At 70.3% G+C, this 20556-nt stretch carries 15 protein-coding genes and 1 pseudogene; 10 read left to right on the top strand and 6 right to left on the bottom strand.

Annotation, left to right across the window (positions count from 1 at the left end):
* Positions 1 to 101 precede the first annotated feature (101 nt).
* Positions 102 to 263: pseudogene (locus tag ACIQFZ_RS40850) on the top strand (histidine phosphatase family protein); the annotation flags it as partial.
* A 240-nt stretch (positions 264 to 503) separates the two neighbouring features.
* Here ACIQFZ_RS40850 and ACIQFZ_RS40845 read toward each other — a convergent pair.
* Complete coding sequence (locus tag ACIQFZ_RS40845; protein WP_376654316.1) at positions 504 to 884, bottom strand: TraR/DksA family transcriptional regulator; 381 nt, start codon at positions 882 to 884, stop codon at positions 504 to 506.
* A gap of 225 nt (positions 885 to 1109) precedes the next feature.
* Here ACIQFZ_RS40845 and ACIQFZ_RS40840 point away from each other — a divergent pair, with 225 nt between their 5' ends.
* The 6 genes from ACIQFZ_RS40840 (at position 1110) to ACIQFZ_RS40815 (ending at position 9672) form a co-directional block, all read left to right on the top strand.
* On the top strand, positions 1110 to 1874 hold the full coding sequence (locus ACIQFZ_RS40840; protein WP_402693693.1) for a DUF899 domain-containing protein: 765 nt from the start codon (positions 1110 to 1112) through the stop codon (positions 1872 to 1874).
* A 184-nt stretch (positions 1875 to 2058) separates the two neighbouring features.
* The gene (locus ACIQFZ_RS40835; RefSeq protein ID WP_402693692.1) at positions 2059 to 2634 is read left to right on the top strand and encodes a transposase family protein; all 576 of its coding nucleotides are present in this window, start codon (positions 2059 to 2061) and stop codon (positions 2632 to 2634) included.
* A gap of 150 nt (positions 2635 to 2784) precedes the next feature.
* The gene (locus ACIQFZ_RS40830; protein ID WP_383064280.1) at positions 2785 to 3069 is read left to right on the top strand and encodes a CU044_2847 family protein; all 285 of its coding nucleotides are present in this window, start codon (positions 2785 to 2787) and stop codon (positions 3067 to 3069) included.
* Between the two features lie 4 nt (positions 3070 to 3073).
* Entirely contained in the window at positions 3074 to 5248 is a 2175-nt protein-coding gene (locus ACIQFZ_RS40825; RefSeq protein WP_402693691.1) for a trypsin-like peptidase domain-containing protein, read from the top strand.
* Positions 5245 to 6195 (top strand): AAA family ATPase, encoded by a 951-nt coding sequence (locus ACIQFZ_RS40820; protein ID WP_402693690.1) that lies wholly within the window; start codon positions 5245 to 5247, stop codon positions 6193 to 6195. The genes ACIQFZ_RS40825 and ACIQFZ_RS40820 overlap by 4 nt, the downstream gene beginning before the upstream one ends.
* 3 nt (positions 6196 to 6198) lie before the next feature.
* On the top strand, positions 6199 to 9672 hold the full coding sequence (locus ACIQFZ_RS40815; RefSeq protein WP_402693689.1) for an SAV_2336 N-terminal domain-related protein: 3474 nt from the start codon (positions 6199 to 6201) through the stop codon (positions 9670 to 9672).
* 81 nt (positions 9673 to 9753) lie between these two features.
* Here the strand turns inward: ACIQFZ_RS40815 and ACIQFZ_RS40810 are convergent, their stop codons facing one another.
* Positions 9754 to 9951 carry a hypothetical protein gene (locus ACIQFZ_RS40810; protein ID WP_402693688.1) on the bottom strand — a complete coding sequence of 66 codons (198 nt, stop codon included), beginning with the start codon at positions 9949 to 9951 and terminating at the stop codon, positions 9754 to 9756.
* A gap of 51 nt (positions 9952 to 10002) precedes the next feature.
* The gene (locus tag ACIQFZ_RS40805) at positions 10003 to 11769 is read right to left on the bottom strand and encodes a serine/threonine-protein kinase (RefSeq protein ID WP_402693687.1); all 1767 of its coding nucleotides are present in this window, start codon (positions 11767 to 11769) and stop codon (positions 10003 to 10005) included.
* Positions 11770 to 12326: 557 nt separating this feature from the next.
* On the opposite strand from ACIQFZ_RS40805, the gene ACIQFZ_RS40800 reads away from it, so the two are divergent.
* From ACIQFZ_RS40800 to ACIQFZ_RS40790, 3 genes are read left to right on the top strand one after another with little or no spacing between them, the layout of a single operon-like run.
* Positions 12327 to 13940: a Mu transposase C-terminal domain-containing protein gene (locus tag ACIQFZ_RS40800; RefSeq protein WP_402693686.1), complete on the top strand. Its 1614-nt coding sequence runs from the start codon at positions 12327 to 12329 to the stop codon at positions 13938 to 13940.
* Positions 13937 to 14680, top strand: a complete 744-nt coding sequence (locus ACIQFZ_RS40795) for an AAA family ATPase (RefSeq protein WP_402693685.1) — start codon at positions 13937 to 13939, stop codon at positions 14678 to 14680. Before ACIQFZ_RS40800 ends, ACIQFZ_RS40795 begins: the two co-directional genes overlap by 4 nt.
* Positions 14673 to 15818, top strand: coding sequence for a hypothetical protein (locus ACIQFZ_RS40790; RefSeq protein WP_402693684.1), 1146 nt, complete (start codon positions 14673 to 14675; stop codon positions 15816 to 15818). Before ACIQFZ_RS40795 ends, ACIQFZ_RS40790 begins: the two co-directional genes overlap by 8 nt.
* 52 nt (positions 15819 to 15870) lie before the next feature.
* Here ACIQFZ_RS40790 and tpg read toward each other — a convergent pair whose 3' ends face one another.
* The 3 genes from tpg to ACIQFZ_RS40775 form a co-directional block, all read right to left on the bottom strand.
* Positions 15871 to 16425: a telomere-protecting terminal protein Tpg gene (gene tpg, locus ACIQFZ_RS40785; RefSeq protein WP_402693694.1), complete on the bottom strand. Its 555-nt coding sequence runs from the start codon at positions 16423 to 16425 to the stop codon at positions 15871 to 15873.
* Positions 16426 to 16763: 338 nt separating this feature from the next.
* A complete protein-coding gene (locus tag ACIQFZ_RS40780) occupies positions 16764 to 19439 on the bottom strand; it encodes a Helicase associated domain protein (protein WP_402693683.1) in 2676 nt (891 codons plus the stop codon).
* 43 nt (positions 19440 to 19482) lie between these two features.
* Positions 19483 to 20058, bottom strand: coding sequence for a hypothetical protein (locus ACIQFZ_RS40775; RefSeq protein WP_402693682.1), 576 nt, complete (start codon positions 20056 to 20058; stop codon positions 19483 to 19485).
* Positions 20059 to 20556 lie beyond the last annotated feature (498 nt).

The raw sequence follows: 20556 nt of genomic DNA, 5'->3' as shown, positions 1-20556 counted from the left end.
CGGCCAGATCAGCCCGATCACTTACGAACAGCGATCAACTACGCTGGCCACCGCCGCATAACCACCGGTGTCCACGATCAAGGGTGAAGCCCCGGGTCCTGCTGGCGGCGATCCACCACGGACCTCTCGCTCGTGCCGAACAGACCGCCCGGCTGGTCGGTGAACAGCTCGACGGAGTCCCCCGCCGTCGCTCCGAGGCGGCTGGCGACTACTTCCCCTACCTGCCGACACGCGAGGAACTGCCGCCGGAGGCAGCCGACGCAGGTCGCCACAGGAATCCCGCTGGTGTACACCTACGTCCTCGATCCGGTGGCCAGGGCGTACCGGGAAGGAGATGTGTTCACGGGCGTGGTCAAGGTTTCGGCTCACTTCCCTGCAGCGCTCGACTTCGGCCAGGTCTGATCTGCCTCGCGCGACCCCACGATTATGGGCCTGGGCTGCACGTTTTTCTCAGGGTGGGTTCGGAGGCGGGTGCGCGGACGGCGTTCGGCACACGGGAAGCCTCATCCTGCGGCGCAGCGTACGCAGGTGCGCGCCGCCGGGCGCACCTCCAGGCGTTGGGTCGGGATCGGCTCGCCACAGCCCTCGCACCGTCCGTAGTCGCCCTCCTCCAAGCGCTCCAGCGCCCGATCCAGATCGGCTAGATGGTCGCGCGCCTGCGCCAGCATGGCGGCGACATGGGCCCGTTCGAAAGCGGTGCTCGACCCCTCTGGATCGTGCTCGTCATCGGTTGCGACCAGGGCGTTCGCCTCGACGATTCCATCGAAGTCACGGCTCAACGCCGCGATCTGCACGCTCGTGCCGGCACGTTCGGCCGCTAGCAGTTTGCGAAAGGACTCACGCTGCAGCGGGGAGAAAAGGGCATCTCTGGATGAATCGCTCATAGAGGGGGTAACGTCGGCGCCAAGGGTTCATATTTCGGATACCCGTGCGCCCACCAGGGCTCGTGCGTTCTGAGACGCCCTGAACTGTCCTCAGTGGGCGCTAAGCGAGATTCCAGAAGTTCTGCGCGTAACGCGTGACGGATCGTGCGGCCGAGGTCGTGGTCAATCTGCGCCCGGCTTGGGCTCCACCGATGAGTTCCTGCGGGCTGTCGGGTCAGTACGGACATGACTGCTGAGAACAAGCCGCCGGTCGTCTCCCGCCGGGAGTGGCTGGCCGCCATCGACACCCTGCGCGCCCGGGAAAAGGCGCACACCCGCGAGGGCGACGCGATCGCTGCAGCACGGCGGCGGCTACCCATGACCGAGGTGGACCCATCGACTCCGCTCGTGGGAGGCAACGGAGCCGTCCCCCTGATCGACATCTTCGAGGGCCGCACCCAGCTGTTCGTGTCGTATCACATGTGGCACGACGGCCACACCGCCGCCGACCAGTGCGAGGGCTGCACCTTCTTCACCGGCCAGGTCCGCGAACTGTCCTATCTGCACCAGCGTGATGTCACCCTCGCCGTCTTCTGCCAGGGCCCCGTCGAGGAGTCCGACCGCTATCGCCGCTTCATGGGCTGGGACATGCCCTGGTATTCCGTACCTGCCGAGTCGCACGAACCGCTCGTCGCCGGCCGCTATTTCGGGATGCAGGCGTGCTACCTCCGCGATGGGGACCGCGTCTACGAGACGTACTGGACCACCGGCCGCGGTGTCGAACCCATGGCGCCTTCCTACGGCATCCTCGACATGACCGTCTACGGGCGGCAGGAGACCTGGGAAGACTCTCCGTCCGGCTGGCCGCAGCCGTACAAGACCGACGGCCAGCAGTTCCGCAAGGACGGACGGCCGACCGCGCAATGGGCGCGGATCGCCGCCGGCCACAACGACGACCTCCACAGCGGACAGCGCAGCACGGTCGCCGGCGGCTCGGGCTGTTGCTCGTAATCCCGTTTCCGACGGGCGTCATGGCGGCGTGGTCAGGGCCCTGTGCGACCTGCGAACCACCCACCCAGTGACGCGCGGAACGTCTGGAATCGCACTTGGTTGAGGTCCGGGGCGGTGATCAAGAAGAGGAAGCGGTCCGTGATGATCGAGGTGTCTGACGCCTCATCAACACGGACGCTTCCCCATGCCGTCATCACTGATCACTCTCCTGACCCGCCACCGCAACCATGATGTGGGCACCACTCTCGATGCCGGCCGGGTCGTGGACCTGGACGACGTCCTGGATGTTCTGCCGGATCCCCGCCGCCGTCAGGGTCGCCGCTACCGTCTCGGCGCCCTGCTCGCCTTGTGCACGATCGCCGTGCTCGCCGGCGCCACCTCACTGGTCGCGGTAGCGCGGCATGCCGCCTACCTGCCCGAGGAGATCCGTGACCGGCTGGGTCTTCGGGCCGCGCCGCGGGCGACGACCCTCGGCCGGGTCCTGGCCCGCCTCGACGGCGACACCGTCGACGCCGCGATCGGTGCCTGGCTCGCCCCGCACTGCACCAGCCCCAGTGACGACCTGTGCGCCGTCGCGGTCGACGGCAAGACCCTGCGCGGCTCGCGCACCGCCACCCGGCGGGCCGTGCACCTGGTCGCCGCCGTCACCCATGGCGAACGCGTCGCGCTGAACCAGCGCCAGAGGTGCGGCCTGGAAGCGGGCTGTGGCCGCAGGATGAGAAGCAGTCCTGCCAGGCCCCCTCATGATGCGTGGCGGTAGCCGAAATTCTTCTTCCGGGTTCTCAGCGGGGCCGTGATCGGCACAATGGTAAGGGTGTCGGACTTCAGTGAACTTCAGTTGGCGGACGGGACACCCGTATGGTTTCAGCTCGTACCGGGGGAGGCCTGGGAGGGCCCCGTGGAGCCGGCCGTGGATCTCCCGGAGGGCATGGGGGCCACTGTTCCGGTGTCCCGGGGCGGGCGGGGCGTTGCCGACCGGGCCGTCGAGACGGTGCGCAACACACTGCGGCCGTTGGGGCCGATCCTGCAGGAGATCCATGATGCTGTGGCGGGTGCCGAGATGCCGCCGCAGGAGATCAACGTTACCTTCGGCGTGCAGGTCGGGCAGGATCTCAAGCTGGGCTTCGTCGCGGGGAGCGGGCAGGCCCATCTGACGGTCTCGGCCACCTGGCGGCCTGCACCTGCCGCGGACTGACGACGTGGGCTGGTTCATCAAGGCGGGCCCGTCGGCCGCGGCGGACCCGCGTCACTGCGTGTTCTCCGTGCTGAAGGCCGCTGGCTCCGAGAGCGTGGGCGCGGGTGTCCTGCTGACCCGGGACCACCTGCTGACCTGTGCCCACGTTGTCAACGACGCGCTGGGGCGAAGACCGTTCGATCCGCGGCACCCGGGCGACCACACCGTGCCGGTCGCCTTGCACGGCCTGTCCCGCACGGTCCGCGCTTACGCCCGGATCGCGCACTGGGTGCCCGCGCGCCGCCGGGACGGCGCACCGGGTATCCCGCGGGCTGAGGACCACGAGTGGCTGGGCGATCTGGCGGTCCTGCGGCTGGAGTCGGAACCGCATCGCGACGTGCCTCCACCCCTGTGGCTGCCGATGGCGATCGGCCAGTCGCTGCGCGCCTGGCACAGCAGCGGGTTGAGCCACACCTTCGCGGACGTGCGAGTCAAGTCCTGTGACGAGGCAGTCGGTTACGTCGACGGCGACGCCACCGGCATGGCCATCGGCCCCTCGTACAGCGGCTGCCCGCTGTGGTCGATCGGAGACAACGCGGTGGTGGGCATCGTTGCCGGACACGTCACGCCGCCCCACGACCCGGTCACCGGCCAGCCGCTGCCCTACAGCTCCCAGCACATCGCGCGGCGCAGCTGGGGCATCCCCTGGCAGCGTATCGAGGCCGAGCTGCAGGCGGCCGGCGCGGCCATGTTGTTCGAGGCACCGGAACTCGACCCGGACGATCCGGCGTACGAGCTGCTGGTGGACCTGTTGGACCGGTACATGCCGGCGTCGGGGCTGCGCATCGAACACGCGCGCGCCGTCGCGGAACACTGCGGATACGGCGTCCACGACACCCTGTCCCCGCCCACCACCGAGGAGTTCGCGGCCCTGTTGCTGACCGAACCGCGGGCGCTGGCCGCACTGACGGAGGTGCTGCGCCGGCGGGAACCGGCGGCGGTGCCCCCGTTGCTTGCGGCCGGCCGGATGTCGCAGGTGCCCCGGCTGCTGTCTCCGCGCGAGCACCGCAAGCTGACGCGCTACCTGGACGACCTGCTCGCGCCGCTGCGGGCCCGGCTGCCCGAGGTGGCACGCGCCGCGCTGCCCCTGGCCGCCGCGCTCCCCACGAGCGAGGGCGTCAAGGGGCTCTTGGAGTACCTGGAGTGCCTCACCGGCGACAGCCGTACCGATGCCGACGGTCTGCGGGTGCCAGGGCTGCTGCGCGTGGTGGAGTACCTGGCCGCGCTCGCGCCGCCCTCGCTGCAGGCGGCTCTGCGGCTGTGGACGATGTCCGTCGTGGATCGGCTGGGCATCCCCGCCTCCTCGCTCCTGGAGCGCCGTACGGACGCCGAGGAGTGGGCACGTGCGGCGCGGGAGCGGACGGCTCCGGCGTGGGTGACGGCCCGGGTGGAGCGGGCCGGCGCGGACCGCTACCGCTTGCGGGTGTGGTGCGACGAGGGCAGCGGGCCCCGGCAGACCTCGCTGGACGCCCAGACCCCCCGCTCGGGCGCCGAGGCGGCCCATGAGCTGCTCGGTGTGCTGGAGTCGCTGTACCGGGCGACACCCGACAGGAGCCGGCCAGTGCTGGAACTCCTGGTCGGACGGGACGAGTTGAACCTCGCCGTGGACGAGTGGGGCATGGCCGGCACCGACGGCGATCCGCTTGAGCCCGACGAACTGCCCGGGGTGCTCGGCGCCGAGTTCCCGGTCGTCGTCACCTGTCCGGAACTCCTGCACCGCCACGAGCGTTTCCATCCCGACTGGCGCCACCGCTGGAGACTTCTCGACTCGGACGCGCTCCTGACGTTCGACGACCCCGCCCAGGGCCGCAGTGAGGTCTATGGCGCCCTGTTGGCCGACAAGGACGCCGTCCGGGTCGCCGTGGACGTCCCGCCTCGCTCACGTGACGAGATCGTGCAGACCTGTCTGCTGATGGGGGTGCCCGTGGTGATGTGGGACCGCGAATGGGCCGACCGCTCCCATGCCCTGGCACGGCTGTCACCGGTGCCGGTGCGCACGCTGCCGGAGGGCACGCGCGCGTACCGGGCGATGACGCTGGGCAGTCCCCATCAGTACGCCGGCCGCCCCGTCCTCGCCTGGTCGGACGCGGACCGCTCGATGCCCCGGCTGCAGCTGGCAGAACCCCAGGAGAACGGATGACCACGTCGGCACACGGCAGTTGGCGGATCTTCCGCGGGGACGGCGTGGCCCGCCCGGTCACCATGCCGCCCGCTCCGCCCTGGCGGCGCTTCAGCCCCGGCGGCCGTACGGCCGGGCCGCTGCCCTATCTGGTCGCGCCGGAGCACGCGGACATCGTCAACGCGGCCCTGCATCTGCGCCGCCCGCTACTCGTGACCGGCCCGGCGGGCACCGGCAAGTCGTCTCTGGCGCGCGCGGTGGCGCACGAGCTGAGCCTCGGCCAGCTGCTGCGCTGGCCAGTCAACAGCCGCTCCAGCGTGCAGGAGGCGCTCTACCAGTACGACGCGATCGGGCGATTGCGGGAGACCACGCTGAGCCGGGACCACGGCGAGACGGAACCCTCCATCGGCACGTTCATCCGGCTCGGCCCGCTCGGCACGGCGCTCGCCCCGCACGACACCCCGCGCGCGCTACTCGTGGACGAGATGGACAAGGGGGACGTGGACCTGCCCAACGACCTGCTGACCGTGTTCGAGGAGGGCGTTTTCGAAATCCCCGAACTCGCTCGGCTGCCTGAGGAGTTGGCCGAGATAGAGGTGCTGACGGCCGCCCACCGCGGTTCGGTGACCATCCGCCAGGGCCGGGTGGAGTGCACCGAGTTCCCGGTCGTCGTCATCACCAGCAACGGCGAGCGGGACTTTCCACCCGCCTTCCTGCGCCGCTGCATCCGGCTCGACCTGCCGATGCCCGACGAGGAGCGGCTGCGGGCCATCGTCGCCGCGCACCTCGGGCCGGAGATCCTGCCGGAGGTGGACGACCTGCTCCAGGCCTTCCTGCGCCGTCGCGCCCCCGGCGAACTCGCCACCGACCAGCTGCTCAACGCCGTGTTCCTGCGTACCAGCGGCGTGCACCTGGACGCCGACGGGCTGCTGGACGCCGTTCTGCACCAGCTCACAGGAACGGTATAGGCCGTGCCGGGGGAGTGGCAGGACGGCGGGGGCAACCGGCTCGGAGCACTGCTGCGGGTGCTGAAGGGCGTCGGCTACGACCCTGACCCGCAGGAAGTACTCGACATGCTGTGGCTGGCCGGCCGTCTGCCGCAGGACGCCCACGACCTGCCCCTGCCACGGCTGCTGCGCCGCACGGCACCCCCCGCCCAGCCCGCGCCCCCAAACCCGCCGCAACCGGCCGCCGAGCCGGACGAGGAACCGGACACCCCACGGCCCGACCCCGAACTGCCCGCGCTGACCCGGCCGGAACTGCACGCCGCACCGCAGCTCCCCGACCTGCCGACCGCGCCGCCTCCGCCGGTCCCGGACCCCGGCCCGTCGGCACTGCCGCTGCTGGTACCGCAGGAGAAGGCCCTGCGCGACGAGCTGGTGATCGGACGGGCGCTGCGGCCGCTGAAACGGAAGCGGCCAAGCCCCCGGCTGCGCGAGGTGGACGAGGCGGCCACGGCCGCCCAGCTCGCCGAGACCCGGCTGCCCGACGTCGTACTCCGGCCGCGCCGGGAACGCTGGCTGAATCTCGTCCTGGTTGTCGACGACGGCCTGTCCATGCTGCTCTGGCACCGGCTCACCGCCGAGCTGCTCACGACCCTCCAGCGGATCGGCGCCTTCCGCTCGATCCAGGTCCGCGGCCTCGACACCCGCGCCCCGGGCGGCCCGGTGTTGCGCGGCCACCCGTTCAACCCGGACAGCTCCCCGCTTTCCCCGTCCACGCTCGTCGACCCCTCCGGGCAGACCCTGGTCTTCGTCGTGAGCGACGGCATGGGCTCCGGCTGGCGCAGCGGCGCGGTCCACGACATCCTGCTGACCTGGGCGGAGAACGGCCCGGTAGCGATCCTGCACACCCTGCCGCCCGCACTGTGGGACGGCTCCGGCATCCAGGCCGACCGCTGGCAGGCCACCACCCATAGGCCCGGCGGCGCGGGCACAGCCTGGCGGATCACCGACCCCGTCCTGCCCATCGACTTCACCGGCCTGCCCGTTCCGGTGCTGGAACCGACCGCCGACTCCCTGCGCACCTGGACCGAGCTGCTGACCTCGCCGGGCACCACCGTACAGCTCCCGCTGCTGGCCCGGCCCCGACAGCACGACCCAGTCGCCTCCCGCCAGGTGGGCAGCCTCCAGCACTTCCGGGACGCGGCCTCACCGGAGGCCTACCGGCTCGCCGCCCATCTCGCCGCGGTATCCCCCCTGACCGTGCCAGTGATGCGGCTCGTGCAGTCCGCAGTGCCCTGGCAAGCCCGCACCACCCATCTCGCCGAGGTCTTCCTGGGCGGCCTCGTGCATCCCCGCCCGGCCCCTGTCCCCGGGCCGCTACCCGCCAAGCACCGCGTCTTCGACTTCACCGAGGAGTGCAAGACCGCCCTGCTGGACACCGTACCCAGCGGCGAACTGGTGCGCACCAGCCGGCGTATCGGCCGCCGCCTCGAGCAACTGGCGGGCCGCTCCCCGGACTTCCCAGCCTGGCTCGCCCACCCCGACGGCACTGACCGGCTGCCGACCGGAACCGCCGCCTTCACCGCCCTGGAGCGCCGGCTGATGAGCCGGTTCGGGGTGCTCCTGCCGGCTCCGACCGCCACCCCCGAGCCGCCGCCCCGGGTGGTCCGGCCGCCCGTCTGGCACCCGCTCACCCCGCAGGACCCGACCCAGCTCGGCCCCTACTCGCTGCGCGGGCGGCGCCCAGGCCGCCGTACGAACGTCTACCTCGGATACGCCCCACGCCTCGGAGAGGTGGCGGTGCGCACCGCACGACCCGAACTCCCCCCATCCACAGCACAGTTGCTGACCACGGAGGCAGAGGCCCTGCGGCGGATGGCCGGCCGGTACGCCCCCGAACTGCTCCACACCGACCTGAACGACCGCCCGGGCTGGATCGCAGTACAGCTCTTTCCGTCAGCCGGCGGCGCCAACGCCCAGCCACCCCGCCTGAGCGACCTGCTGGCCTACATCGGCCCCAACCAGACCGGCGCCTTCGACCTGCTCACCAGCCTCCAGCTCGGATTCCACCTGGCCTCCGCGCTGACCATCTGCCATCTCAACGAACTGATACCGGCCGACCTGGCAGCGGACTCGGTCGTGGTACTGGAACGGACAGTGCTGCTGACCGGGCTGTCGGACTGCGCCATCGACGGCGAATACCACGGCGCCGGCGCCCCGCCCACCAAAGAGGACAACATCAGGGCCCTCGGCGAACTCCTCCGACTGGTCAGCAGCCGCCCCCGCGTCCCGCTGCCCGGCCTGCCCGAGAACATGCACCTGTGGTCGGGCGACACCTGGCAGTCCCTGCGAGAACTCGTCCTGCGCTGCCTGGATTCCGATCCGACAGTACGGCCGACGGCCGGTGAGGTGGCCGACAAGCTCGCCCAGTACGTGGCGATCGCAGCAGCACTGCAGGGCGGGACGGGCCCCGCGCCGCGCCTCGATACGGACGCACCCGACGCGCATCGCACGCGGGTGGAGCCGCCCGAACTGACACCAGGCTCGGCAGACCTTGCAGCAGTACCGGTGAACGGGCCGTGGGCAAAGACCCCCGTCATCAACGACGTCCGGCAGGAGGCCCAACGGCTCTCGCTCCCACGCGAACGCGCACCCAGGGCGGAGACCGAGGCGCCCCGGCCACCCTCCTTCGGCTACTTCGGCCGCGCCGAACGCGACCACAAGCTGGCTCTGGTGCACCGCCGGCTGCGACACAGCCGCCGGATCACGCTCGTCGGGGCGCAGCCCCACTCCGGGCGACTCACTACAACCGTCATCCTGGGTTCCCTCTTCGTGGCGCTGCGCCAACAAGCGGCGCTGGCTCTGGACGGGGCACCGCAGACCGGCGACCTGCACAGCCAGCTACCGTCCGACGCCTCCTCAACCCCTCGCACGCTGACCCGGCTGGCATTGGACGCTGCGTACGAGGAGGTGCGGCACGGCACGAGCATCCTGCCCTCCGGCCTGCACGTGCTGGCCCACCGCGCGCTGCGGGCCACGCCGAGCTCGGCATACGCCGACGAGTACCGGCACATCCTGTCCCTGGCAGCCCGGCATTACCCGGTCATCCTGATCGACTGGGCAGCGGAGCGATTCGACGACATGGCAGACGTCGTGCTCCGGCACACCGATCAGCTGGTCGTGTGCACCACGCTCCAGCACCAGGACGACCCCGTCGCCGCACTCCTTGACGGTCTGCGCGCTCAGGGCTGGGGCGAGCTGGCCGACAGCGTCGTGGTCACCGTGACCCAGACCGTGAACAACGAGCCCGCGTCCCGGCTCACCCGGTCCGGGCTGCCAGAACGCTACCGGGACCTGGTCGTGATCCCCTACGACCCCCACCTGTCATCCCCGCGCGCGATCGACCTCTTTCGGATCAAGTCCCGTACGGCCAAAGCCTTCCTGGACCTCGCGGCACTGGTGATGACGGACCCGGAGGATCTGTCGCCGGCCGAGGGATGAGCACCCTCAGCGAGGCGTACGCCGTGCTGCTCGCCGTTCAGCCGGCCCGGCCGAGCCGTGCGCCCCCATCGGAGTGGCCCCTCAGCCGTTGAGGGCGGCCTTGTACTCGGCGGCCTGCTTCGGTGTCAGGTAGTGCGAGACCCGGACGAGGATAGTGCCGTGGACGTAGTCGTACTCGGCGAGCGTGGACATCGACTTCGTCACCGACTCGATGTACTTGGCGCGCGCCTGAGCGTCCGCCGGGTCCGCGAAGACCTCGATGGCTCCACCGCGTTCCACGGCACCCTTTTCGCTGCCTTCGACGTCGCTGGCCTGCAGGGGCGTTGCGCATCAGGGCATTTTCCAGAGCGTCAGCCTGGTGATGTAATCGGGATAGGTGGAACGCTCGACGATTTTGGTGATCTCCAGCATCGCCAGGTTGCCCTCGGTGGTGACGGTGCACAGCACCGTGCCCTTGTGAATGGTCGTCGTCAGTTCATCCCGGTCGAGAGCAGGCGGTAGCACATTGGTCTCGGCTCCCGACTTGCATGCCTCCGGTGTCGTACCGTCGCTTATGCCCGTCGGGGTCAGAAAAACCAGCGGGGTGGAGTAGGCGAAGGAATCGATGTACTGGATCTCGGTCTCCTCTTTGGCCTTGAAGGCGCCGTTGCTGTCGACCTTCGGGACGTCCAGGTCCACCTCGCTCCATCCACCCGGCCGGATCGTGAACGGCTTCCTTTTGAACTTCACCGCGTAGTCGGCCGAGGCAGTTCGAGTGGGTGACGGCTCGGACGATGTCCCGCTGGCCGGCGGCTGGGTCGACTGCCCCGGCGAGGTGGCCGTCGGGCCACCACTGGGCCGGCCGCCTGTCTCGTCCCCACCACCCGTCAACGCCGACACGGCCATCGTTGCCACGACGACGGCCGCCACGACAGCGCCGATGACCACCAACGCCTGGCGCCAGGTCGACGAGGGTGCTCCGGACCCAGCCGGGACGTACTGCGGTGAGCGCGGCACGTACGTAGACAGGTGCCCTGAAGTGACGACCTCGGCCGGAGGGCCGGGCCAGGGCGGTTGCCTGGAACTTTGTGCACGGCAGGCGATCTCTGCCGTGAGCGGATTCGGGAGCCAACGGGTGAAGTCGCGCAGCGGACGGCCGTAGGCCTCTGCGCACAGTTCGGCCAGTTCGGCGGGGGTAGGCCGGGAGGCCGGGTCAACGGCCAGACAGCGTTCCAGGACGGGCCGCAGCGGTTCCGGGTAGCCAGTCAGGTCCGGGGGTCGGAATTCGCTGTTGGCGATCCTGCTGGCGAGCGTCACGGCCGCGCCGTTGCCATAGGGATGACGGCCGGTGGCCGCGACCGCCGCGACCAGGCCCAGTGAGAAGACATCGGTTGCGGGGCTCAGTGACCCCCCGTTGACGTGCTCGGGTGACATGTACTGGGGCGTTCCGATGAGCCCTCCACTGCGGGTGAGCTGAGTGGCGTCGGCGGCCCGTGCAATTCCGAAGTCGATCAGCCAGGGCCCGCCCGCGCCCAGCAGGATGTTGCTTGGCTTCAGGTCGCGGTGGATCACGCCGGCCACGTGCACGGCGCGCAGTGCTTCCGCCACGCAGCCGACGAGTTGCAGGGCCGATGGCAGCGGCAGTGGGCCGTACACGGCCATCGCCTCGTCGAGCGACACCCCCGGGACGAAGGTGGTGGCCAGCCACGGCAGGCTCCCGGTCGTGTCATGGTCGACGACCGGGACGACGTGGTAGCCCTGCACCCGGCGTGCGGACTGAACCTCTTGCTGGAAGCGGCGCCGGAACTCTTCGTCCTGCGCAAACTCCCGGCGGATCACCTTCAGCGCGACCGGCTGGTTGCCGCGGGTGTACGAGAGATAGACGGCGCCCATACCACCTTCGCCGATCCTGGCGACCAAACGGTAACCGGCCACATCTCGCGGGTCCTCGGGACGCAGCGGCCCTAAGTAGCCGGTGGAATCGGCAGCGTTGATAACGATCAGCCTCCCCCGTGACGCTCCCGACAGCTCTCTGCTACCGGCGTGTGGGACATTGTGAGGTGCAGATGGGCCCTGGGGTAGTGGCTCCGCACGTGCAGTCGCTCGCTCGAGGGCCACCCGAGCGTGGATGGCCGACCAGCTCCGCCGCACCCATCCAGGCACTGGGCATCCTGAGCCGCCCGGGCCTGACCGCTTGGGGCTGCCGGACACCCCCAGACCAGGACGCCGTGCGACGCGTCGAGCTCCGGCGGCCGCGCGTCCCACCCGGCCGGGATTTGATGATCGTGTCGTCGACCTTGCCCTGCACCGTGTCGTGGACGAGACGCTGGGACACGACATCGTCGTCACCGTCTGGTGCAATCCTGCCTGATGCGATCTCTCGGTTTCGGGACAGTGGGGTGAGAGACAGTGGGTCTGGATGTGTTGATGCTGGTGGGTGGCGGTTTAGGGGCGTGGGGCCACTGTCATGAGGGTGAGAGTTCCGTGGGTATCGCTGTCGTGGGGGTGTTATCGCGTGAGGGGTGACGCTGTCTCAGTTTCGTGAGTTCTGATCCAGTGGCCGGCGAGTGATTGGTCTGCTCGGGGGTGTGGATGAGGGAGAGCAGGGCCCGGCCTCGGCGGGGGCGGGTGGGGTTTTGCCGGCTGTGTCGGTTCGGGCGTTGCGGGGGCCGGCGGTGCGCCGGTTGCTGGCCTTGCGGCGGGAGGGGAAGCTCACCACTGGGCAGGTGCGGTCGGCGGCGGATGTGCTGGGGGTGCGGGAGCGTGCGGTGTGGCGGTGGCTGGCCGCCGCCGAACAGGATGAGGCCGCGGCCGCGGTGCCGGGGGAGCGGGCTCCGTACTATGGCCGGTTCGCGGTCAGTGACGAGATCCGGGCTCTGCTGGGGTTGTGGAGGGGCAACGTCGCGGCGGTCCATCGTGAGTTGGCCGCTCGCGCTGCCAGGGGTGAGGGGGAGCCGCCTCCGTCGCTGATGACTTTGCACCGGGCGATCCGCCGTGATCTGACGCCGGGGGAGCGGGCGGGGCTTGCGGGTGGGGAGCGGGCGGCGCGCAAGCACGATGTGTTCGTGGCCCGGCCGCGCGGCTGGCGCAATCAGGTGTGGGAGACCGACCACGTCCAGGCTCCGGTGCTGGTCGAGGTCGATGGCAAGGCGCGTAGGCCGTGGATCACGTGGTTCACCGATTGCGCGACGAACGCGATCACTGGTGTCGCGGTCACGCCGGGGGATCCGTCGAGGGAGTCGGTGCTGGCCGCGCTGCGTTCCGCGGTCCTGCGTGAGGACCCCTACGGCCCCTTCGGTGGTCTGCCGGAGAAGGTCCGGGTGGACCGGGGCAAGGACTTCTTATCCAGGACGGTGACTGCTGCGTTCGATCTCTTGGATGTGATGGTGGAGGACCTGCCCGCCTACACCCCCCACCTCAAGGGCACCGTGGAGGGCCTCAACCGGGCGGTGGAGAGCATGTTCCTGGCCGCGCTGCCCGGCTACGTTCGCCAGCCGCGCCCCGGGAAACGGGTTTCCCGCCCGAAGGACGAATTGCTGCTCGGCTTCGAGGACTTCACCGCCCGGCTGCTGGATTGGACTCTGTGGTGGAACACCGAGCATCGCCCCGCGCCCTTGCGGGGCAAGACTCCGCTTCAGGCGTGGCAGGACGATCCCACCCCGCTGCGGGACGTGCCCGTGGCTGATCTGTGGACGTTCACCCTGGAGGACGCCGGCACCCGCACGCTGACCACCCGCGGAGTCCGCTTCAAAAAGCGTGACTACGTGGGAGCGTGGATGACCGGTCAGGCCGGCCGGGTCCGGTTCATGCCCCACCACGACCACCGGATCGAGGTCTACCACGCGGCCACCGGCCGCTACCTCGGTCCCGCGGGCCTGGCCGATCAGGCCACCGACGAACAGATCAGCGCCGTACGGCGGGCACGGGCCGCTCGCGTCCGCCGTCTGAAGAAGGACTTGGAGGCTTCCCAGCGTGAGCGCTACGCCGCCGCCACCCAGCCCGAGGCGCCGCAGCGGCTCGGCGCGCTGACCGCCGTGCAGGCCGAGGCCGAGCTCGCCCAGGCCAGTGATACCGACCTGTCCGATCTGGCACTGCCGGATCTCATCCCGCCCGCTGCGCCGCCGGCCGAGTGGCGCACCCCGCCCTCCCTCGCCACCCGGACCGCGCCCAGTCGGCCTGCTCCCATCCCGTCCGACCCCGCCCCTATCCCGTCCGACCTGGCCCCCGGCGAACCGCCCGAACTGCCCGAACCGCCCGCACAGACCGCTGAAGACGGAGACGCCTCGTGACCGCGGCCACCTACCAGTACGTCGATCTGCCCGATGCGTCCGTGGTCACCACCCGTGCCCTGCTCACCGCCCGGGAGAACATCACCGACAGCGTCGCTGCCCGCGCCATGATGTGCATCCACGGCGGTGCCGGCTTCGGCAAGACCCTCGCCGTCAACATCTGCCTGCGCGACCTCGGGCCGCATGAGGACGTCCGCAAGATCACTTTCCGTGCCCGGCCCACCGCCCGCGCGGTGCGCTACGAGCTGTTCACCGCGCTCGACCTGGCCGGTGAACCACCGCGCCACCCCAGCGAGTTCGACCGCCTGCTGAAGACCGCGCTGGCCGAACACCCTCGCACCTTCCTCGTGGACGAGGCGCAGTGGCTCAACGGGGAGGCGTTCGAGTACTTCCGTTACCTGTGGGACGAACCTTCCACCCAGCTCGCGATTATCTTCGTCGGCGGCGAGGGCTGCCACACCGTGCTGCGCCGCGAACCGATGCTCTCCTCCCGCATCTTCATCTGGCAGCACTTCACCCGCCTCACCCCCAGCGAGGTCCTCGAGGCCATCCCCCTGTTCCACCCGATCTGGGCCGACGCCGACCCCGACGACCTCACCTTCGCCGACCAACATGCCGCTCACGGCAACTTCCGCGCCTGGGCCCAGCTGACCGCCCACACCCGCACCGCCCTGGCACGCACCGGCCGCCCGCGCGTGGACCAGGAGCTGCTGCGCTGGGCCTTCAGCCGCCTTGCCTGACCCCCACGCCGCCATGCCGCTCGCCGTGTCACCGTCCGTCGCCGTGGTCATCGACCCAGGCGACGACGCGATCCACACGCACACCGCCCTGGCCGCCCACCATCCGCCGTCCGGCAGGATCACCCTGCACCCCGGCCCGGGCACCACCAGCGAAACCGGCCTTGCCCACGACCTTCTCGCAGCCCTGGGCAAACCGCCCCTGCTCCCGGGGCGTTTCCCCGCAGGCCGTCAGCCCGCCTGGGAAGCCGCCACCGCATGGATCATTGCTCTACCCGTCACCCGGCTGACCGTCCTGCGTGCCCACCGCCTCACCGCCCGCCGCACGATGCGCCTCCTGCAGCTGCGCGCCCTCACCGGCATCCACCTGACCTTGATCTGCCACCGCCCCCACCTGCCCGCCGCCCTGCACCAGGCCCTGCAGGCGGCCGACCACACCATCACCACCGATTACGCGGCCGCCCGGCGCCACTACTACGGCACGCCCGCTGCCGAACCCCCGCCTTCTGATGAGCCCGCCCGCCCGGCCAACCGGTGGCTCACCCTGCCCGCACTGGACCGCCTCGTCTCCTACGACAGCCCCGCTTCCTGCACCGCCCCGTGCACACCGCCGCCGATCACCTTCCGGCACCGCCCGCCACCCGCACGTCTCACCCAGCAGACAGCCCGGGAAGCCGCCAGGCGCCTTTCCACCACGACCGCCCATCCCCGCCTGGCCGCCGCCCTCGCCGCCGCGCTCTTTACCGGCGCCTCCTTCCAGCAGCTCGCCACCGCACGCCCCGGCGACTACGACGACGCCGCGGCCACCCTGGCCCTGCATGACCGCGCCCGCTACACCGACGGCTGCGCCACCCACCGCGTGCCGCTGTGGGCCCACGTCTTCCTGAAGGCCGCCGTGTGCTTCGCCCGGCTCGCGCCCGGCCAGGACCAGCACCTGCTGGCCGGCCCCCACGACCGCATCCACCTGCTGCGCACGGCCGAGGAAGCCAGAATCCGCCCGCCCCAGCCACCCGCCGGCCAGCGCACAGGACCCGATGGCCGCATCCAATGGGACTGGCGCGAACGCGAGGAAGCACAGCACTACGACGCGATGCTGACCACGCGGCGACAGCCGATGGCCCGTCGTGATCCCAGGTACTGATACGGCAGTCTGGCCAGCGCCGAGGCCCACGCACCAACCGGCACAGGAACTGTCAGCCGATGGAGAAGTCGGCGAACTCCACGTCGGTGAAGGCGATTCCAAGGCCGTGGGCGCGTCGACCTCCGTCCCGGAAGTAGGCATGTCCCAGGGCACGGGCGAGGATCACCATCTGCTGCTGCTCGCCAGCGCCGGCGTCCCGGGCGGCGAACAGCTCCCTAGCAACCTCCCCCGACAAATACTGAGTGATCCACCGCACCCGCGGATCGTCCGACGATCCCGCAGGCGCCGCAAACCCGAACCGCGCCCTGGTGTGGATGACGAAACCGTCCGCTTCCGCCCTGGCCCGTTGGCGAGCACGAACCCGGGGCTGCCAGCGCCGCCGGACGGCCTCCTCGATCCTCTCCATGTGCGCGGGACTGGGACGCCGCCGCATCCCCGGCCGATCAGTGACCCACCGCTGCACGGTGCGCTGCGAAACGCCCGCAAGACGCGCCACGTTCTTCGTAGAGCCCTTCTCCGCCTTAAGCAGGAAACGCAATGCCGCAGCACCAGTGGGTAGGGGACGAGTCCGCAGCGCTCGCTCAATGCCCTTACTAATCTCCCCCACGCCACCCCTCAAGCGCTCCGCCACCGTGATGGGCTCCCTCTATGAGGGACGTCTGCCCTGCCACATCTCTCACGGTCGCCTACGCTCACGAAGGGGATCGGCCATAACCAGGACACCGCGGAGGACTCTGGGCTACGGAGCCCCGCTACGGCTGAGCCGGGTGACTCGCAGATCGCTGGGGGCTCTGCCACCGGGTGACCAGTCGCCGGACTGGGTCGGCCGAGGGCTTTGGCCGACCCGGAGCGCCCTGCCTCACGTCACGGCCAGGACCAGCACGGCCAGCAGCGCGATTGTCCCGGGCCTCGCGCGGTCCGCTCAGCGGCCGGACGGTGGCGGCGTCATGCCCATTCCATGCCCAGCTTCCGCAGCGCGTCCAGTTGCTCCTGGGCGAGTTTGTCGCGCCTCGATTTGGTGTTCGAGACCCACACGCCCAGCTTCACGACCACCGGCTCTGCCTCGCCGTCAACCGCGATCTGTTCGCTGTGGCCGCGCGGTACAGGCCGGTCCGCGCCCTCCCGCTCCACCCACTGCGCAAGGGCCGCCAGACCCCGCTGGAACGCCTGCTGCGCCTTGCTCGAGCCCTTCGCCGTACGCAGGGTCGCCGGGGCGGGTGACGGGGTCTCAAGCGGCTTGATTCCCAGTCGGGCCAGCCGTTCCTGCTGCTCGGGCAGGAGCCGCGACCAGGTCCCCGGCTGCTTCTGCTGCTGAAGCCACTTGCCGATGTCGTCGCCGTCCATCGTCACGCCGGGTGCGATGTCGGGGAGGCTGCCGTCGGCGTCGACCAGGTCTGCGAGGACGCGGTAGTGCCGCTGCCAGTCCAGCGGCCATGGGCAGTTCCAGTCCGGGTCGATCGCCGTCAGCTGCGCTGCGCGTACGGCGGCCCGCTCCGGGTCCTTGCCCAGGCCGTTCTTCTGGCCCTTCCGTCGGAGGTTGGCCATGTGCTGTCCGATGGGCACCATTGCGTCGCCTTCGCCCCAGAGGGCGTCTTGTCGGGGTGCGAGGTGTCCGGTGGCCTGCCGGTAGGAGCGGAGCGCGGCGAGCTTGGCCTCCCATGCCTCCTCGCCGGGCTCCCACACCATCCCGGCCTCCGGTAGGTCGAGCAGCTCTTTGCGCCGCGGCTCCAGTTCCCCGGCCCGTAGTGCCTTCCGCTGTTGGTGCACCCACCTGCCCAGGGGGAAATCCTTCGTCACCCCGACCTCGGTCTCGGTGTCGTAGGGGATGGCGTGCAGGCCGGTGATCTGGTTCTCCTGGCGCCAGCGGTGGAGGGCTTGGTAGCCCTCGAGCCAGACCAGGGACTCCGGCCGGTAGACCCGGGTGCGCAGGAACGCGGCGATCGTGGCGGCGTCCCGGGGAGAGGAGAAGTGCAGCAGGGCCGACTCGGCAGCGGCTTCGCTGCCGTCCTGCTCCTGGTCCTCGCGGTCCCCCTCGCCGCCGGCCCCGATGATCCGCCCGTCCTCGTCGCGTCGGATGTGGACTTTGCGTTGTCCGTGGGTGTGGGCGCGGGAGGCGAGTTGCTCGACGAGTCGTTCATCGTGGGAGCGGAGGCCTTGGAGCACAGCGACCAACCCGGCATACGAGGAGGAGGCGATCATGTCGGTGGGGTCCTCGCCGGGCTTCAGGAAGACGGGCACGATGATGCGTGCGACCTTGGTGGTGCCGTCGCGGTTGAGCCGGAGTGCCCGGCCGATGTTCTGGACGATTTCGACTTGGGAGCCGCGGGTGTCGGCGAAGCAGATGGCTTCCACGCCCCGTTCGCCGGTGATGTCGACGCCTTCCCCGAGGACGCGGCAGCTCGCGAGGAACGCCCGGTGCACCCGGCGCCCGGCCGCGTCGATGCCGTTGGCGAACTGGTGCAGGGCTTCGCGGCGTTCGGTGACGAGGTGGTCGCCGCACAGCCACGCTGACCACACCCGGTCCGGCGGGACGTGACGTCCGGCCTCCAGCTCGTACAGCTCCGCGTTGATCGAGGACTTCGGCATCGCCTCCGCCTTCGCCAGGGCCTCGTCCGACGCCTCGGTGGCGTACAGCTCCGCAGCCGTCTGAGGCAGCTTCTCCGCGAACGCGGCGGCTTCTTCGACCTTCTGGTGGAAGGTCATGACTGTACGGAGGTTGTGCGCCGCGGCGTGCTCCAAAAGTGCGGTCTGCAGCAGCGCGAGGCGCCGGCCCCGCTGCGCCTCCTCCGATTCCCCGAGGATGGGGGAGGGGTCGCGGATTTCCAGGACGTCGATTTCGAATCCGGCGAGGATGCCGCGTTCGATCGCTTCGCTCAGTCCGAGTTCGGCCAGCCACGTGCCGTATGTTCCGTCCGGGTCGTCGGCCATGCTCGCGATCTCCAGTTCCTGGCCGCCCGTGCCCCTCTGCGGCCGGGGCGAGGCCAGGATGCGCGGCGTCGCGGTGAGGTACAGCCGGAAGTCGGCGGGGATGCGGGCGTTGTCGTGGATCGCTGCCCACGGCCGTCCGAGATCACCTGCGGTTGAGTGGGCTTCGTCCACGATGGCGAGGTCGAAGCCGCTCATCTGCTGCCCGTACAGCCGTTCCCCGCCCGCCAGTGCGGCTTCCAGTGGCCCGCGAACCTTCCGCTGGCCCTCGGGTGCGTCGATGTCCTCGCGGTCCACGAGGGAGGCGTACGTGGCGAACACGACCACGGGCCCGTGCCTGGCCCACAGGGCGAGCTGGATGGGGTTGGTGGTGGTGCGCACACCGAGCGAGTTGAGTACTGGGTCGTTCTCCAGTGAGCAGACCGCGACCATCGGGGCCCGGTGGCCTACCAGGCGCCATGCCTGGGCGGTCTGCGCGAGCAGGTCCAGGGTCGGCACAGTCACGAGGATCCGGCCGCCTGGGAAGCACTCCAGCGCGCACGCGGCGGCGGTGATCGTCTTCCCTGATCCGGTCGCGGACACGATCGTGCCCCGGGCCCCCTCCGACGGTACGGATGATCTTGCGGGGAATCCCACCCACTTACGGAAGCTCGCTTTCTGGGCTACCTGGTGTTCCCGAAGCTGAATACCCAGCATTCCCACGCTGCTCCTCTGCTTTCTTTTCTACTCGCTTCGGAAATCACAGGGACGGCGTGAAGGATGGCACGAACACCGTACCGTCCTCGCCCACGACGATCCGCTCGGCAAGCTGGGCCAGGACCTGAGAGGGGCGCAGCCCCGCCCGGTCGGCCACCACCTGGATCAGCCGACTGGACGCGGCGGACAGCTGGACCTCCGCCCGCAGTTCATCAGCTTCCTCCCCCTGCCGTTCCCCGAAGGCGGCCGGTGCCGCAAGAGCACCAGCAAACCGTTCCTCACGCTCGCGAGCCCACACCGAGCCCTGAGCATCCCGTTCCGGCTCGTACATGCTCCAACCGACTACAGTCATCAAGTCCCTGACGCGCCGCCACTCAGCGTGTTTGGCCAGCCAGATGGCAGCCATCCGCTCCCGGTCCATCTCGAACTCGTAGAAGGAGCCGTTTCCCCTCAACTGCTCCGCGGTTTCCCGCTCACGGACAGCGGCCTCCGCGACCTTCTCCGCAACGGCGGCGACGTCCAGGCCATTCGCCTGACGCCGGACCTGATCCCGCGCCACGTCCTGAGCACTCCACATGCGTTTTCCTTTTTCCGGAAGCGCGGACAGCTGGGCCCGCATCAGGTGGTTGGAGGGTGTCCCGTGTTTCCGCCAACGGTACATGGTGCATCAACCTGATGCACCCACTACCCTGGAACCCACACGAACGAGCCACCCCCCACCCTCGTAGCCAGCCCGGCCCGCGGTAGCGAGCCCAACGGTTCTGGAGGCGCAGCCGAAAGGACCGTCAGGCGGGGGAGCGCAGCGGACCCGCCCGGGAGCGCTCAGCGCTCCCCAACTTCCGTACTGCAGACCCTACTAGCCGCACTGACACCCCCTCAGCCACAGGCCGCGCACCGCGCGGCCTGCCGGGCGCGCAGCGGCCGGCCCCCACCAGTCCCCGAAGCGCAGCGGAGGGGACCGCCCGCGCAATGCGCGGGCCGGCGGGAGCGCAGCGACCGCCATCAACCCCGTTGCGCAGCAACGGGGTTCGCACCCGCGGAGCGGGTGCGCAACAACCGTGCGCAGCACGGTTGTTCGCTTGCACATCGCGCAGCGATGTGGTACCCGCTCCGCGGG

Origin of the sequence: Streptomyces sp. NPDC093064 (assembly GCF_044754605.1) — a bacterium.
Lineage (GTDB): Bacteria > Actinomycetota > Actinomycetes > Streptomycetales > Streptomycetaceae > Streptomyces.
Note: the sequence above shows the minus strand (reverse complement) of the source record. Positions and strands in the feature narration are given on the sequence as shown.

Excerpts from the sequence above, each read along its gene's own strand:
- ACIQFZ_RS40775 (WP_402693682.1), bottom strand. The coding sequence starts at position 20,058 with ATGCGGGCCCAGCTGTCCGCGCTTCCGGAAAAAGGAAAACGCATGTGG.
- ACIQFZ_RS40840 (WP_402693693.1), top strand. The coding sequence starts at position 1,110 with ATGACTGCTGAGAACAAGCCGCCGGTCGTCTCCCGCCGGGAGTGGCTG.
- ACIQFZ_RS40835 (WP_402693692.1), top strand. The coding sequence starts at position 2,059 with ATGCCGTCATCACTGATCACTCTCCTGACCCGCCACCGCAACCATGAT.
- ACIQFZ_RS40780 (WP_402693683.1), bottom strand. The coding sequence starts at position 19,439 with ATGCTGGGTATTCAGCTTCGGGAACACCAGGTAGCCCAGAAAGCGAGC.
- ACIQFZ_RS40820 (WP_402693690.1), top strand. The coding sequence starts at position 5,245 with ATGACCACGTCGGCACACGGCAGTTGGCGGATCTTCCGCGGGGACGGC.
- ACIQFZ_RS40845 (WP_376654316.1), bottom strand. The coding sequence starts at position 884 with ATGAGCGATTCATCCAGAGATGCCCTTTTCTCCCCGCTGCAGCGTGAG.